The organism is Knoellia flava TL1 (assembly GCF_000768675.1).
GTDB lineage: Bacteria > Actinomycetota > Actinomycetes > Actinomycetales > Dermatophilaceae > Knoellia > Knoellia flava.
The window spans coordinates 1-15,078 of record NZ_AVPI01000002.1 but is presented as its reverse complement, the minus strand read 5'-3'; the positions used below and the strand labels follow the sequence as shown (position 1 = coordinate 15,078).

At 71.8% G+C, this 15,078-nt stretch carries 14 protein-coding genes and 1 other RNA gene; 11 read left to right on the top strand and 4 right to left on the bottom strand.

Going from position 1 to position 15,078, the window contains the following annotated elements; genetic code table 11:
- Positions 1-40: 40 nt before the first annotated feature.
- The 9 genes from N798_RS01955 to ffs all read left to right on the top strand — a co-directional run bounded on the left by N798_RS01955 (position 41) and on the right by ffs (position 9,494).
- The gene (locus N798_RS01955) at positions 41-1,366 is read left to right on the top strand and encodes an exo-beta-N-acetylmuramidase NamZ family protein (RefSeq protein WP_035945850.1); all 1,326 of its coding nucleotides are present in this window, start codon (positions 41-43) and stop codon (positions 1,364-1,366) included.
- Positions 1,363-3,099, top strand: coding sequence for a serine hydrolase (locus N798_RS01950; protein WP_035945849.1), 1,737 nt, complete (start codon positions 1,363-1,365; stop codon positions 3,097-3,099). Before N798_RS01955 ends, N798_RS01950 begins: the two co-directional genes overlap by 4 nt.
- A 36-nt stretch (positions 3,100-3,135) precedes the next feature.
- Positions 3,136-3,993: a MurR/RpiR family transcriptional regulator gene (locus tag N798_RS01945; RefSeq protein ID WP_232222665.1), complete on the top strand. Its 858-nt coding sequence runs from the start codon at positions 3,136-3,138 to the stop codon at positions 3,991-3,993.
- Between the two features lie 214 nt (positions 3,994-4,207).
- On the top strand, positions 4,208-5,209 hold the full coding sequence (locus N798_RS01940; protein WP_084100001.1) for an N-acetylmuramic acid 6-phosphate etherase: 1,002 nt from the start codon (positions 4,208-4,210) through the stop codon (positions 5,207-5,209).
- A complete protein-coding gene (locus N798_RS01935) occupies positions 5,206-6,507 on the top strand; it encodes an ABC transporter substrate-binding protein (protein WP_052116823.1) in 1,302 nt (433 codons plus the stop codon). The genes N798_RS01940 and N798_RS01935 overlap by 4 nt, the downstream gene beginning before the upstream one ends.
- Before the next feature lie 43 nt (positions 6,508-6,550).
- Positions 6,551-7,450, top strand: a complete 900-nt coding sequence (locus N798_RS01930) for a carbohydrate ABC transporter permease (protein ID WP_035945846.1) — start codon at positions 6,551-6,553, stop codon at positions 7,448-7,450.
- Positions 7,447-8,367: a carbohydrate ABC transporter permease gene (locus N798_RS01925; RefSeq protein ID WP_035945844.1), complete on the top strand. Its 921-nt coding sequence runs from the start codon at positions 7,447-7,449 to the stop codon at positions 8,365-8,367. Before N798_RS01930 ends, N798_RS01925 begins: the two co-directional genes overlap by 4 nt.
- 13 nt (positions 8,368-8,380) lie before the next feature.
- Positions 8,381-9,334, top strand: a complete 954-nt coding sequence (locus N798_RS01920; RefSeq protein ID WP_035945843.1) for a BadF/BadG/BcrA/BcrD ATPase family protein — start codon at positions 8,381-8,383, stop codon at positions 9,332-9,334.
- A gap of 63 nt (positions 9,335-9,397) precedes the next feature.
- An RNA gene (gene ffs / locus N798_RS17660) (signal recognition particle sRNA small type) lies at positions 9,398-9,494 on the top strand.
- Between the two features lie 29 nt (positions 9,495-9,523).
- On the opposite strand, the gene N798_RS01915 is transcribed toward ffs, so the two are convergent.
- Positions 9,524-10,243 carry a DsbA family oxidoreductase gene (locus tag N798_RS01915; protein WP_035945956.1) on the bottom strand — a complete coding sequence of 240 codons (720 nt, stop codon included), beginning with the start codon at positions 10,241-10,243 and terminating at the stop codon, positions 9,524-9,526.
- An 89-nt stretch (positions 10,244-10,332) separates the two neighbouring features.
- Positions 10,333-10,839, bottom strand: a complete 507-nt coding sequence (locus N798_RS01910) for an Hsp20/alpha crystallin family protein (protein WP_084099999.1) — start codon at positions 10,837-10,839, stop codon at positions 10,333-10,335.
- Positions 10,840-11,131: 292 nt separating this feature from the next.
- Here N798_RS01910 and N798_RS01905 point away from each other — a divergent pair, with 292 nt between their 5' ends.
- Positions 11,132-11,590, top strand: a complete 459-nt coding sequence (locus N798_RS01905) for a DoxX family protein (RefSeq protein WP_035945842.1) — start codon at positions 11,132-11,134, stop codon at positions 11,588-11,590.
- On the opposite strand, the gene N798_RS01900 is transcribed toward N798_RS01905, so the two are convergent.
- Both N798_RS01900 and N798_RS01895 read right to left on the bottom strand, forming a co-directional pair.
- Positions 11,547-13,010: a hypothetical protein gene (locus N798_RS01900; protein ID WP_035945841.1), complete on the bottom strand. Its 1,464-nt coding sequence runs from the start codon at positions 13,008-13,010 to the stop codon at positions 11,547-11,549. The genes N798_RS01905 and N798_RS01900 overlap by 44 nt on opposite strands.
- A gap of 5 nt (positions 13,011-13,015) precedes the next feature.
- Entirely contained in the window at positions 13,016-13,651 is a 636-nt protein-coding gene (locus N798_RS01895) for an ABC transporter ATP-binding protein (RefSeq protein ID WP_035945840.1), read from the bottom strand.
- A gap of 184 nt (positions 13,652-13,835) precedes the next feature.
- On the opposite strand from N798_RS01895, the gene N798_RS01890 reads away from it, so the two are divergent.
- A partial coding sequence (locus N798_RS01890) for a DNA polymerase III subunit gamma and tau (RefSeq protein WP_156971573.1) occupies positions 13,836-15,078 on the top strand: 1,243 nt, incomplete at its 3' end.

Genomic DNA, 15,078 nt, shown 5'->3' with positions numbered 1-15,078 from the left:
GCTGAGGCACACGAGGCAGGATGAAACGGAGAACGAACCCATGACTGCACCCAACCGCCGCCAGCTCCTCACGGGCGGAGCCGGGCTCGCCGGAGCCGCCGCCCTCGCCCTCGGTGCCTCGCCCGCGAGCGCCGCGCCCACGGCATACGCCACCTCGAACGACCCCGCACGCAAGGTGACGCCCGGCGCCGACGTCGCCGCCGCCTCCGGCTGGTCGGTCCTCAAGGGTCGCAAGGTCGGCATCATCACGAACCCGACCGGCATCCTGCTCAACCTGCGCAGCATCGTCGACGAGATGCACGACTCGGGCGCGGTCGACATCAAGGGCGTCTTCGGCCCCGAGCACGGCTTCCGCGGCACCGCGCAGGCCGGCGAGGCCGAGGACACCTACGTCGACGAGCGCACCGGTCTCACGGTCTACGACGCCTACGGCGCCAACACTGCGAAGTTCGCCTCGATGTTCCGCGCGGCCGGCGTGGACACCGTCGTCTTCGACATCCAGGACGTCGGCGCGCGGTTCTACACCTACATCTGGACGATGTACACGGCGATGAAGGCCGCCGTCGAGACGGGCGCAAGCTTCGTCGTCCTCGACCGGCCCAACCCGATCGGGGGCACCGCCTACGGCCCGATGATGACCGAGCCCTGGACGTCCGGCGTCGGCGCCGAGGCCATCGTCCAGGCCCACGGCATGACGGTCGGCGAGCTCGCCCGCTTCCTCAACGTCGAGATCCTGCCGACCGACACCGGCGGTCGTCGCCTTCCCGAGATCGAGGTCGTCGAGGTCAAGGGCTGGCGCCGCGACGTGACGTATGCCGGCACGGGCCTTCCGTGGGTCATGCCGAGCCCGAACATGCCGACCCCCGACACCGCGCTCGTCTACCCGGGCACCGGCATGTTCGAGGGCACCAACCTCTCCGAGGGCCGCGGCACGACGCGTCCGTTCGAGCTCGTCGGCGCCCCCTACGTCGACTACCGCTGGGCCGAGCGGCTCGCCGGTCGCGACGTCACGGGTGTGGCCTTCCGCGAGGCCTACTTCACGCCGACGTTCAACAAGCACGTCGGCAAGGTCTGCGGCGGCGTGCAGGTGCACATCACCGACCCGTCGGCGATCGACCCCGTGCGGGTCGGCGTCGAGATGCTCGTCGCCGCGAAGTCGATCTACTCGGACTTCCAGTGGCGCTACGACACCTACGACCCGAAGCGGCCCTACTGGATCGACAAGCTCACCGGCTCGACCCGGCTGCGTGACCAGATCACCGCCGGAGCCGACGTCGCCACGGTCATGGGGGCGTGGAAGGACGAGCTCGCGGCCTTCGACGCGGCTCGCCAGCCCTACCTCATCTATGGCGGCCCGGCCCGATGAGCCTCAGCCGACGCGCCGTCATCGGTGGCGGCCTCGCCGCCGGGACGACCCTCCTCACGCCCCTCGGGCTGCCCGTCGCGGCCAGCGCGGACGACTTCGACAAGCCGTTCACCGGGTTCGCCCCGCCGTCCACGGTGCTGCGGGAAGGGACTCCCGCGTCGGTCGGTCTCGACCCGGCGCCGATCGAGGTGGCCAAGTCGCAGGTCCGCAGCCACCAGGTCGCGGCCCCGGGCGGCAAGCCGCTCTACCCCGGCCACGTCGGGCTCATGGCCCACGACGGGGTCGTCGTGGCGACGCAGGTCGACGGCTTCGCGCTGCGCTACAAGAACGCGACCGAGGAGCTGCCACGGGACCAGTGGGTCCCGATGCGGCGCGACACGATCTTCGACCTCGCCTCGGTGTCGAAGCTCTTCACGTCGATCGCGGTCGTCCAGCTCATCGAGGAGGGGCGGGTCGAGCTGGAGGCCGCGGTCGCCAGCTATCTGCCGGAGTTCGCGGCCGCGGGCAAGGAGTCGGTGACGATCCGGCACCTGCTCACCCACACGAGCGGCTTCACGTCGTGGCTGCCGCTCTACAGCAAGTGGCCCGACAGGGCGTCGCGCATCGCTGCGGTAATGAACCAGCCGCTCACGAACCCCGTGGGCACGGTCTACCTCTACAGCGACCTCAACCTCATCACACTCGGCGTCCTCGTCGAGCGACTGCGGGGCCAGTCGCTCGACGGGGTCGTCGCCTCGCGGCTCACCGGGCCGCTGGGCATGTCGGACACCGGCTACAACCCCTCCGAGAGGGACCGCACGGCCGCGACCGAGTACCAGTCGGTGCCGGCGCGCGGCATGGTTCGCGGTGAGGTCCACGACGAGAACGCGTGGTCGCTCGGCGGGGTCGCCGGCCACGCCGGTGTCTTCTCGACGGCGGACGACCTCGCGATCCTCGCGCAGGCGCTGCTCAACGGCGGCACCTACCGGGGCGCCCGCATCCTCGACCGCAAGAGCGTCGCCCTCCTCATCACGAACTTCAACGAGGACTTCCCCGGCGACGACCACGGCCTGGGCTTCGAGCTCAACCAGACCTGGTACATGGACGCGCTCAGCGGTCACAGGACGGCGGGGCACACGGGATACACCGGAACCTCGCTCGTCATCGACTTCGCCTCGCGGTCCTTCGCGATCCTCCTCACCAACCGGGTCCACCCCTCCCGGTCGTGGGGGAGCATCAACGTCGCCCGCCAGCAGTGGGCGGGCGGGCTCGGGCGCGCCCTGCCGATCACGCCGCGCGGGTCGCACGTCGCCTGGGAGACCCAGTCGCGGCACGCGACCAACGCCGTCCTCTCGGTCCCCCTCGCCCTCCCCGCCTCGGGAGCCAGGCTCGGCTTCGACCTCGTCGCCGAGACCGAGGAGACCGACGTCCTGAGGGTCGAGTCGACGAGCGACGGCACGACGTGGACCCTCGTCCCGCTCGACATCCGCCACCCCGGCGACACCCGGGAGGGCGCCGAGGACGGCTCGGTGAGCGGCACGCCCGGCGAGCGGCGCTGGACCCAGGTGCGCGCCGAGCTCGACGGTGGCACGACCGCGGTGCGCTGGCGCTACACCACCGACGGCAACACCCTCGGCCGTGGCGTCTCGGTGAGCCGGGTCCGCGTCGTCGGACAGGGCGGTCCCGTCGTCGACAGCGACGACTCGACGGCGACATTCGCCGCTTCGGGGTGGACGCTCACGCGGAGGTCGTAGTTTTGGGACATGTCGACAACGCCCCAGCCCCTCGACGTGGCTGACGCTCCCCTGCTCGTCCGCCTGCGCGGCATCGTCCCTTCGCTGACCCCTGCGGAGGAGCGCGTTGCCGCGCAGGTGCTTGCGGACGCGCGGCGCGCTTCGGACCTCACGATCACCGAGCTCGCGCAGGAGGCGAAGACGTCGGAGACGACCGTCCTGCGCTTCTGCAAGCGACTCGGCCTCAAGGGCTACCCGCAGCTGCGTCTCGCCCTCGCGGCCGAGTCGGCGATGCCGCGCGAGCAGCGGATGGCCGGCAGCGACATCAGTGCCTCCGACACCATCGACGACATCATCGCCAAGGTCGCGACCGTCGACTCGAGCGCCGTCGAGGAGACCGCCCAGCAGCTCGACCGCGACGCCCTCACCGCCGCTGTCGACGCTGTCGCGCGGGCCACCCGCGTCGACGTCTACGGCATCGGCGCGAGCGCGACCGTCGGCGCCGACCTCCAGCAGAAGCTCCACCGCATCGGCGTCGTGTCCTTCGCCTGGAACGACCCGCACATCGCGCTCACGAGCGCCACCCTGCTCACCAAGCAGGACGTCGCCATCGGCATCTCCCACTCCGGCTCGACGAGCGAGACGATCGAGTCGCTCGCCGTCGCGCGCCAGCACGGCGCCCGGACGATCGCCGTGACGAACTTCCCGCTGTCGCCGCTCGCCAAGTCGGCCGACATCGTGCTCACGACCGCCGCCAGGGAGAACTCCCTGCGCTCGGGCGCGACCGCGAGCCGCATCGCCGCCCTCACCGTCGTCGACTGCCTCTACATCGCCGTCGCCCAGCGCGACCTCCGCCGGGCCCGCAAGGCCGTCGCCGACAGCCGCAAGGCGGTCGCGAGCCACCACATCGCCTGACCGGACGGCATACCCCCGTATGCCGTGCCCTTGCGTCCGCAACGCTGGTTGCCAGGACGTCAGGTTGCCGGACGTTGCCGTATGCCGTCCGCTTGCGTCCGCAGAGGTGGGTGCCATGCCGTCGACGTGCCGGACACAAACGGTCCGGCAGGACCAGCAAAAGTCAGTCATTCACATTCTTGACGCTGACTGCGTAAGAAACTAACCTGCGGGAATGGTCAGTGACGTCCGGGTGAGCGCGCCCACGGAAGAACGCCACCCGGGCACGTCCGGGATCGACACGGCGTCCGCCCTCGAGATCGTCACGCTCATGAACGAGGCAGACCGCACGGTCGCCGACGCGGTCGCCGAGACGCTCCCCGAGCTGGCCGCCCTCGTCGACCACGCCGTCGCCGCGATCCGGGCCGGGGGCCACGTCCACTACTTCGGGGCCGGCACCTCCGGGCGCCTCGCCGTCCTCGACGCCGCCGAGCTGCTGCCGACGTTCAACGCACCGGAAGGGCTCTTCGTCGCCCACCACGCCGGCGGGCCGGCCGCCCTGCTGCGGGCGGTCGAGAACGTCGAGGACGACGTCGACCTCGGCAGCGCCGACGCCGGCGCCGTCGGGCCGAACGACATCGCCATCGGCCTCACCGCCTCCGGTCGCACCCCCTACGTCCGCGGCGCCCTCATGTGCGCCCGTGAGATCGGCGCGCACACCGGCCTCATCACCGCCAACCCCGGGTCCGAGCTCGCGGCCTATGCCGACTCGGTCCTCGTCGCGGACACCGGTCCGGAGGTCCTCACCGGCTCGACCCGGCTCAAGGCGGGCACGGCTCAGAAGCTCATCCTCAACGCGTTCTCGACCGCCGTGATGATCCGGCTCGGGCGGACCTGGTCCAACCTCATGGTCGACGTCGTCGCCACGAACGCCAAGCTGCGCGGCCGCGTGCTGCGGATCCTCCAGGAGGCCACCGGTGCGAGCGACGACGCCGCCCGCTCGGCGCTCGAGGACGCCGACGGCCAGCTCAAGCCCGCCCTGCTCTCGCTCCTCGCCGGAGTTCCCGTGGTCGAGGCCGTGCGCGCCCTCGCGCTGCACGGCGACTCCGTCGCGTCGGCCCTCGCGGCCGTCTCCAGCAGCTCCACCACCACGTCCAGCCCCACCTCGAGCCTCACCCCCACCCCCAGCGCAAGCCCCACCTCAAGCCAGTCAGTGTCGACAGGAGAGTTGTCATGACCCAGCGGACCCGCCGCTCCACCCTCACCCTCATCGCCTTCACCGGCGTCCTCGCCGTCGCGGCCTGCGCGCCGTCGAGCGACGACGACACCTCGGGCTCGGGCGGGGGCGACGGCAAGAAGACAACCCTCACCGTGTGGTCGTGGCGCGTCGAGGACGAGGCCGCCTACAACAAGATCTTCGACGCCTACGAGGCGAAGAACGAGGGCGTGACCGTCGACTTCAAGCCCTTCAAGGCGACCGAGTACAACAAGATCCTCGCGACCGGCCTCGCCGGCTCCGACGGCCCCGACGTGCCGCAGGTCCGTTCCTACGGCCAGGTCGAGCCGACCATCGCCAGCGGCGCGCTCGTCCCGCTCGACGGCAAGGTCGACCTCTCCGGCTGGGACGAGAACGTCGTCAACTCGGCGAAGTCCAAGGCCGACGGCAAGCTCTACTCGGTGCCGCTCGCCCGCCAGACGGTCCAGATGTTCTACAACAAGGGCCTCTTCGAGAAGAACGGCATCTCCGAGGCCCCGAAGACGTGGGCCGACTTCACCGCGGCCGGCGACAAGCTGCTCGCCGGTGGCATCACCCCGATCGCGGTCGGCGCCAAGGACGACTGGACCCTGCCGATCGTCCACGAGGTGCTCGCTGCTCCCCGCTTCGGCGGCGCGGCCTTCCAGAAGGAGGTCCTCAGCGGCCAGAAGTCCTTCACCGACCCGAACTTCGTCGCCTCGATCGACGTCCTCAAGCAGCTGACGAAGTACTTCCCCAAGAACGTCACGGGTGTCGCCGTCACCGACGCGCAGACCCTCTTCTCGGCCGAGAAGGCTGCGATGTTCCCGGGTGGCTCCTTCGACATGGCCGTGCTCAAGAAGGCCAACCCGCAGATCGACCTCGGCGTCTTCGAGGTCCCGGCCCCGACCGGCTCCCCCGAGGACAAGACGACGACCCCCGGCTGGGCCGACGGCAACTTCGCGGTGAACTCGAAGTCTCCCAACCAGGAGGAGGCGCTCAAGCTCGTCCAGTGGATGTCGACCAAGGAGTTCGGCCAGATGGTCGCCGACGAGGTCAAGCAGATCTCGGCGGTCCCCGGCGTGACCTACAACGACCCGCTGCTCAAGCAGATGGCCGAGAACTACGAGGCCTCGCCCTCGCCCTACCTCCTGCTCACGGACTTCCGCTACGGCACCCCGTCGGGCACCGACCTCATGGGCAAGGGCGCGCAGCAGCTGCTCCTCGGCTCCAAGACGGCGGCCCAGGTCGCGGCCGACATCGACACCGGGGTGAAGACCTGGTTCAAGCCGACGCCGTGACCGGACTGGTCACGCTCGCCCGCACCGTGGTGGACTCCCTGACGTGAAGACGCGCACCGGACTGGCGTTCCTCGCGCCGGCACTGATCCTCTTCGGCGTGTTCGTTCTCTACCCGATGATCACGGCGTTCTCCTACGCCTTCTTCGAGTGGCAGGGGACGAGCCGCCAAGGGTTCGCCGGCCTCGCGAACTTCGAGGCGCTCGTCAACCGGGCGCCGTTCAAGACCGACCTGCCGAGGGCGTTGCTGCACAACGTGCTCTTCTTCCTCGGCACGATGATCGTCCAGAACACGATCGGCCTCACCGTGGCGACGCTGCTGCACCGCCGGGCCCGCACCCGGCGGATGCTGCAGACCCTCTACGCGATGCCCTACCTCGTGAGCCCGATCGTCATCGGCTACCTCTGGACGCTGCTGCTGTCGCCGACCTTCGGGCCGGTCAACCAGCTCCTCACCAAGGTCGGGCTCGAGCAGCTCGCGCTGCCGTGGCTCGGCGACCCCAAGACCGCGCTCTGGGTCGTCATCCTCGTCTCGGTGTGGCAGTGGGTCGGCTTCCCGGTCCTCCTCTACGGCGCCGCCCTCGGTGGCGTTCCCGAGGAGCTCACCGAGGCGGCCCGGGTCGACGGCGCATCGCACGGACAGGTCTTCCGCCGGATCACCTTGCCGCTGCTCGTTCCCGCGATCGGGACGGTCTCGGTGCTGACGTTCATCTTCGCGATGGAGGCGTTCGCGCTGCCGTTCGCGTTCGGTGGATCGACGGGCAACCCGGCGGGTGCGACCGACTTCGTGTCGCTGCTCTTCTACCGCTCGGCCTTCGACTCCGGCGCGGTCGACGCGATCGGCACGTCGTCGGCGCTCGCGACCGTCCTCTTCCTCATCATCTTCGGCGGCGCCATGGCGGCGACGAAGGTGCTGCGCCGTCACGAGAGGCAGATGGCGTCATGACGACGACCCTCACCGCGGCCGACGCGGCCGACGCGGCACCTGCGACGCCCGCCGGCGAGACGACGGCCAAGCAGCGCAGGCGCCGCGGCCCGACCACCGGCACGCCGGTCGGTGGCGTCGGGGCGAGCATCCTGCTCTGGGGCTACGCCGTCCTCGCGCTCGCACCGCTCGTCATCATGGTGCTCAACAGCTTCCGCACCAACGCCGACTTCATCACCAACCCCCTCGGCCTGCCGACGTCACCCACCGTCGCGGCCTACGAGGAGGCGTGGACGGTCGGCAGCTTCGGCACCTACTTCGCCAACTCCCTCGCGGTGACGGCGGGCGCGGTGGCGATCTCGACCGCGGTCTCGACGATGGCGGCATACGGGCTGGCGCGCAGCCGCGCGCGGATCTTCCGCTGGCTCGAGTCGCTCTTTCTCTCGGGCCTCATGCTGCCGATCCACCTCGCGATCCTGCCGGTGTTCTTCCTCTTCGACGGCATCGGCCTCATCGACAGCCGTCTGGGCCTCGCTCTCATGTATGCCGCCGCGGGCGTGCCGTTCTCGATCTTCGTCCTCACGACGTTCTTCCGGCAGCTGCCCGAGGAGCTCGAGGAGGCGGCGGTGCTCGACGGCGCCAGCGCGTGGCAGACGTTCACGAAGATCATGGTGCCGATGGTCCGGCCGGCGCTGGCGACGGTGGCGGTCTTCCGGTTCGTCCCGATCTGGAACGACTTCCTCTACCCGCTCGTCCTGCTCCGCTCGGAGTCGAACTACACCCTCCCGGTCGGTCTCACGAACTTCTTCGGCGAGAACGCGACCAACTACTCCGCACTCTTCGCGGGCCTCGTCATCACGACGATCCCGCTCATCCTGCTCTTCCTCGTCGCCACCAAGCAGATCGTCGCGGGGTTGACCGCCGGCATGTCGAAGTGATCGGCTCGCGCCCGTGAGCGGAGACCGGGCTGGCGCCGTCGTCGGCGTGGACGTGGGTGGGTCGGGCCTTCGCCTGCAGACCTCGTATGCCGGTCAGCCCGGTCCCGTCGTCACCGCACCCGGGGTGCGCATCGGGTCCGAGGGCGTGGACGTCGGGGCCCTGGCGGCCGACGCCGCCTCCCTCCTGGGTGACTCCGGTGTCGACGAGGTGGCCGCGGTCTGCTGGTCGCAGCGCGGGCTGCTCTTCCTCTCGGACCCGCGCGAGGTCGTGCGGGTGGTCTCGACGACGCTGCGCTCGCAGCGCACGGCCGTCGTCAGCGACGCTGTCGCCTCACTGGTCGGCGCCCTCGGCGGGGTGCGTCCCGGCGCGGTCGTCGCTGCGGGGACGGGTGCTGTGGCCTTCGGCTCGGACTTCGGGTCGGCCGACACGTCGGTGTGGCGGCTCGTCGACGGCTGGGGCCACGTCCTCGGCGACCGGGGGTCGGCGGCCTGGGTCGGGCTCGAAGGGCTGCGCGCCGGACTGCGGTTCCACGACGGGCTGCCCGGAGGCTCCGAGCGGCTGCTCGTCGAGGGCGAGTCGGCGTTCGGGGCCACCTCGCACTGGCCCCGCAGGCTCATGACCCGGACCGACGCCCCGGCGGTGCTCGCGTCGTTCGCCCCCCATGTCGCCGAGGCGGCGGTGGCGGACGACCCGGTCGCCGCGGCGATCTGCCGCACGGCGGGGGAGTCCCTGGCCGAGTCGCTGCTCTCGGCGGCGGCCGGCATCGAGTCACCCGTGCTCGTCGCCACCGGTGGGCTGCTCGCGGCCGAGCCCGTGCGGGAAGCCCTCGAGGCGGCGGTGGAGGCTGCCGGGTTCGCGCTCACCCCCGCGCTGGGTGGTGCGCTCGACGGTGCCCTGCACCTGGCTACCGTCCTCGGCGAGACGGGCACGGTCCCGCGCCACCCGGCATACGTACACCTCGGCTGAACCCGCGCGCTGTCCAGCCGCGGGCGAGTTGGAGTCCGCGGCGGGGGGCGGGTTAGACTCGAGCCCGGCACCCCGCGTGGTGGTACCTCACTGAACTCCCCCAGGGCAGGAATGCAGCAAGGGCAGGTGAGCTCTTCCAGGTACGCGGGGTGTCTTCGCGTTCCCGCGTCGGGCCGCAGTCAGTCCGGGTCAGGCGCCGCAGGCGCAGCCGCCCTCGCACCCGCCGCAGCCACCGCCGCGCGCCTCGGGCGAGTTGTGCCGGTCCTCCCAGACGAGCTCGAGCGCGCGGAGCAGCCCGTCCACGGGCTGGGCGCCGGTGACGGCGAACTTCTGGTCGAGGACGTAGGTCGGGACGGCGGTGATGCCGATCTGGTTGGCGGTCGCCTCGTCGGCGCGGACGTCGTAGCCGAAGTCGTCGGAGCCGAGCATCTCGCGGACGTCCAACTCGTCGAGCCCGCCCTCGACGGCGAGCCGGACGAGGGTGTCGGTGTCGCCGAGCGCGGCGCCCTCGGAGTACCAGCCGCGCATGACCCGGTCGGTCACCGGCGTCTCGAGGCCACGGGCCCGGGCGAGGTGCAGCACGCGGTGGGCGTCGAAGGAGTTGCCGCCGACGACCTTGTCCCACTGGAAGTCGAGGCCGACCTCGGCGGCGTCGGCGGCCATGGACTCGTGCTGGGCCACCATCTCCTCGCGGGAGCGGCCGTACTTCGCGGCGATGCGGTCGACGTTGGACCCCTCGGCGACTGCGGGGGCGTTGCGGTCGAGCTGGTAGCTGTGCCAGACGACCTCGACCTCGCGGGGCTCACCGGGCTCGGCGGCCGCGAGGAACTGCTCCACGGCGAGCTCGAGCCGGCGCCGTCCCACGTGGCAGAACGGGCAGACGAGGTCGAACCAGACATCGATGCGCATGCCCACGACGATACGTCGGAGGCCCGACGGCTCCGGCCGTCGGGCCTCCGCGGGGACGGGGCGACAGAGGGCCGTGGCGGCCCGCACACTCAGGCCGAGGCAGCGTGGGCCGACTCCTCCGAGCTCTCCTGTGACTGGCCGCCCCCACCGTCGCCGGACTCGATGCGGCGCTGCGAGCCGCCGCCCGAGCCGCCGTGGGAGACGCTGATACGGCGTGGCTTGGCCTCCTCGGCAACGGGGATGGTGAGGCTGAGGACGCCGTCGCGGTAGTCGGCCTCGATCTTGTCGAGCGCCAGGCCTCGGCCGAGGGAGAGCTGGCGGGCGAAGGTGCCGCTCGGGCGCTCGCGCGAGAGCCACTGGGCGTCGTCCGCCTCGGGCGCGGTGCGCTGCGCGCGCACGGTGAGGGTGCGGTCCTCGACGTCGATGTCGATGCTCTCCGGGTCGACGCCGGGGAGGTCGATGTGCGCGACGAACGTCTCGCCGGACCGGTAGAGGTCCATCGGCATGACGGCGCCGGCGCTGCCGGCGCTCCCGCGCAGGGTCTCGCCGAAGAGGCGGTCGAGGGTCCGGAACGGGTCGTGGGCGGTGGTGCTCATGGGTCGTGCTCCTTCGATGAACGGGAGGTCCTGGCCGGACCCCGGTAGTGGCCTTTCTTGAGTGAGAGCCGCTCAACTTCGTGCTCGTTTCCTGTTGTAACCCCGACCCCGGACTCTCGTCAAGTGACCTCCCGCCCTGGCGTCGTCAGCACGTCAGGAGGCGCTCCGGCTGGTCCTCGCCGTCATCCCCCCGCCCCGCACTGCGCGACCTCAGGGTGCTGGAGGGACATGCCGACCACTTCCGGGACCTTCTCGACGAAGCGTCCTCGTGAGTGCGGCATACGGTGTGGGCATGGGCTTCCTCACGCGCAAGGTGCCGGCGACGCTCCCGCAGAACCTCACCCGGATCGCGCTCGGCGCGTTCATGACCGGGGCCGGGGTGCTGCACCTCACGACGGCGCGCGAGGAGTTCCGCGCCCAGGTGCCGCACTGGGTGCCGCTCGACGAGGACCTCGTCGTCCTCGCGTCGGGTGTCGCCGAGGTCGGGCTGGGCGCCGCGCTGCTCGCCCTCCCGGGCCGGCGTCGGATGGCCGGGCTCGCCCTCGCCGCGTTCTACGTCGCGATCTTCCCGGGCAACATCGGACAGTACGTCGAGGGGATCGACGCCTTCGGTCTCGACACCGACACCAAGCGGCTCGCGCGCCTCGCGTTCCAGCCGGTGCTCGTCGCAGCCGCCGTGTATGCCGCGGGGTTGCCCGAGGGCGGGCTCACACGTCGCGGTGGGCGAGGGACTCCGACTGCACGCGGTTGAGCCCCGCGTAGAGCATGACGGCGGCGGCGACCCACGAGCCGATGACGATGAGCCCGGACGTGGGCCAACGGGTGATGCCCCAGACCATCCCGCCGACGAGGAGGGTGTCGAGGATGAGAGGCATGGCGAACCACACCAGGACGCCCTGCGCACTCGGCACGGCGTTGAACCGGCTCGTCGGCGGGCGGCCGCGGTAGGCGGCGAGCAGCATTCCACCCGAGAGCACGAGCGTCGCCATGACCAGCCCGGGCAGCGCGCCGCCCACCGTGCCACCCAGCAGCGCCGCCGCGATGCAGCCGACCACGGTCGTCACCACGAGGTGCAAACCGCCGGGGACGAGGAGGTGGGTTGCGGCCGCGCGCACCGGTGGTGACCCGAACAGCGCGGGCGTCCCCATGGTGTCGGCCTCGAGCCGCAGACCCTCCGACAGGGCGCTGAACCCGACGTGGCTGCACAGCGCCGCGACGAAGGCCACGAGCGGGGGAACCGCGTCGCTGGCGAGGGTGGCACCGAGCGCCCACGCGCTCGCGGCCGTGACCAGGAGGCCGACGATGGCGGACGCCGGGGCGCGCCGCAGGCCGAGGACGTCGCGAGCGACGAGGGTGAGGACGGGCCCGCGGTGGCGGAGCCGGTGCGAGCGTCCCCGGGTCACGGGTCGGGCGGCCTCGAGCCGCACCGACCTCAGGTCACCCGCCTGGACGCCTCCCACGATCCGGCCCGATCTCGCGGACTGGATGCGGAGCTCGGCGATCCCGAGACGCCGCACCTCCCGCTTCCACCACGCACTTCTTGCCGAAAGGGGACGCTTTCGGCGCCCTCCGGCCCCCTCCGACGTCCCCTTTCCGCAAGAAGGTGGCAGGGGAGGGGAGAGACGGGACTGTCCGACAAGCCAGGCGGCGCCGACGACGAGGCCAGCCACCAGCCCGAGCACGACACCCGGCGCGGCCACCCACACCGGGGCGACACCCGCGCCCCACAGCGAGGCGGCGACGAGCACCCCGGCCATGGCGCCGCCCGCGAGCACGGCGAAGAGCGCGTAGCCGAACCACGGTCGCAACGCGGCCCAGCGGTCGACGGAGGAGACGACGACGAGGTCCACCCACGGAACTGGAGCGACGACCGGCCCGCGGACTCGTCCGGCCTCGCGCGCCACCAGCGCGGCGGCCGCGAGCCCGAGCAGCGCGACGAGCACCGCCCACGGCGAGCGCAGGGCATCCGCCATGCCCCCGCGGTCGCCGGCGATGACGAGCGCCCTCAGGACGGGGAAGCCATAGAGGCCCACGAGGATGAAGGCGACGTAGGCGGCATACGCGACCTCCTTGCGCGCGGGGCTGCCCGACGGGCCGTGGAGCACGTGGACGGTGTCCGCGAGGCGCTCGCGGTCGCTTTCCACGGAGGCGGCGGAGGCGGCGGAGGTCACGGCCCTCAGCCCTCGGCGGCGACGAGGTCGACGACCTGGTCGGCCACCCGCTCGGTGATCACCGGGTCGTGGCAGGCGAGGACGACGGTCGTGCCGGCGTCCCGTCGGGCCGCGACGAGCTCGGCGACGAGGGCTCGCTTGGCGGTGTCGAGCCGCTGCTCGGGCTCGTCGAGGACGAGGACGTCCGCGGGCCTGAAGAGCGTGAGCGCCAGCCGGAACAGCTGCGTCTGCCCCGAGGACAGCTCGTGCGGGAACCGTCCGTCGAGCTCGCCGATACCGACCTCGGCGAGAGCCGCGGCGACGCGGTCGTCGCACGTGTCGGCGTCGCCGCCCCACGTCGCGTCGAGGAGGACGAGGTGGTCGCGCAGGGTGAGGTCGCGGTAGGTCGCGGGCGCCCCCACGAGCGCTGCGACCGCGGCACGCACGGCGGGGTCGCGCTCGTCGGCGGCGTGCTCGCCGACGTGCGTGGTGCCCGTCGACGGGGGCAGGGCGCCGATGAGGATGCGCAGCAGCGTCGTCTTGCCCGACCCGTTGGGTCCGCGCAGGACGAGGCACGACCCGCTCGGCGCGGCGACCGACACGGGCGCGAGCAGGGTCGCCGGGCCGATCACCTTGGACACGTCGTCGGCCCTGACCTCCATGGCGGTCACGCTAGTTGGCCGCACAGACGTGTGGCCCACCGGAGGGAACCTTGTGCCTCTGGACGGAACATCTCCCTCCGGACGCGGCACGTTCCCTCATGGGGAGCAAAAGCTGGGGTGAAGGGTCGGCGGAGGCGTCCACGCGGCATACCGGCTGTCGCTCGCGCCGACTAGGTTGGTCGCCGTGAGCACCGCCCTCTACCGCCGCTACCGCCCCGAGACGTTCGCCGACGTCATCGGGCAGGAGCACGTGACCGAGCCGCTCATGCAGGCTCTGCGCACCGGGCGGGTCAACCACGCCTACCTCTTCAGCGGCCCGCGCGGCTGCGGCAAGACGACGAGTGCCCGCATCCTTGCCCGCTGCCTCAACTGCGAGCAGGGCCCGACGCCGACCCCGTGCGGCGAGTGCGACTCGTGCGTCGCCCTGGCCCGAGGGGGCGCCGGCACCGTCGACGTCATCGAGATCGACGCGGCCAGCCACGGTGGTGTCGACGACGCCCGTGACCTGCGCGAACGCGCGTCCTACGGCCCGGCCCAGAGCCGCTACAAGATCTACATCATCGACGAGGCGCACATGGTGACGCCGCAGGGCTTCAACGCTCTGCTCAAGATCGTCGAGGAGCCGCCCGAGCACGTGAAGTTCATCTTCGCGACGACCGAGCCCGAGAAGGTCATCGGGACGATCCGCTCGCGCACCCACCACTACCCGTTCCGCCTCGTGCCGCCCGGCCAGCTCTCCGACTACATGGAGCGGCTCTGCGTCGCCGAGGAGGTGTTCGTCGCCCCCGGCGTCCTGTCGTTCGTCGTGCGCGCCGGCGGCGGATCGGTGCGTGACTCGCTCTCCGTGCTCGACCAGCTCATCGCGGGGTCCGGGCCCGACGGGCTCACCTACGAGTCGGCCGCCTCGCTGCTCGGCTTCACCGACGGCGAGCTGCTCGACGCGGCGATCGACGCGTTCGGTGCCGGTGACGGGGCGGGGGCGTTCTCGGCGATCGAGCGCGTCATCGAGACCGGCCTCGACCCGCGGCGCTTCATCGAGGACCTCCTCGAGCGGCTGCGCGACCTCATCGTCGTCGCCGCCGTGCCCGACGGGGCCTCGGCCGTGCTGCGCGCCCTCCCGCCCGACCAGCTCGAGCGCATGCGCCAGCAGGCCGCGGCCTTCGGCAACGGCGCCCTCTCGCGTGCCGCCGACATCGTCAACGCCGGCCTCACGGAGATGACCGGCGCGACCGCGCCGCGTCTCCAGCTCGAGCTCATCGCCGCCCGCATCCTCCTCCCGGCCGCTGCCGGGGAGACGGGGTATGCCGCACGCCTCGACCGCCTCGAACGTCGCCTCGACGTGGGCGGGGTCCCGAGCGGTGCCACCGCCTCGGCGCCGTCCGCGCCCGTCCAGCGCCCGGTCCCGGCCGCCCAGCCCGCGGCCCAGG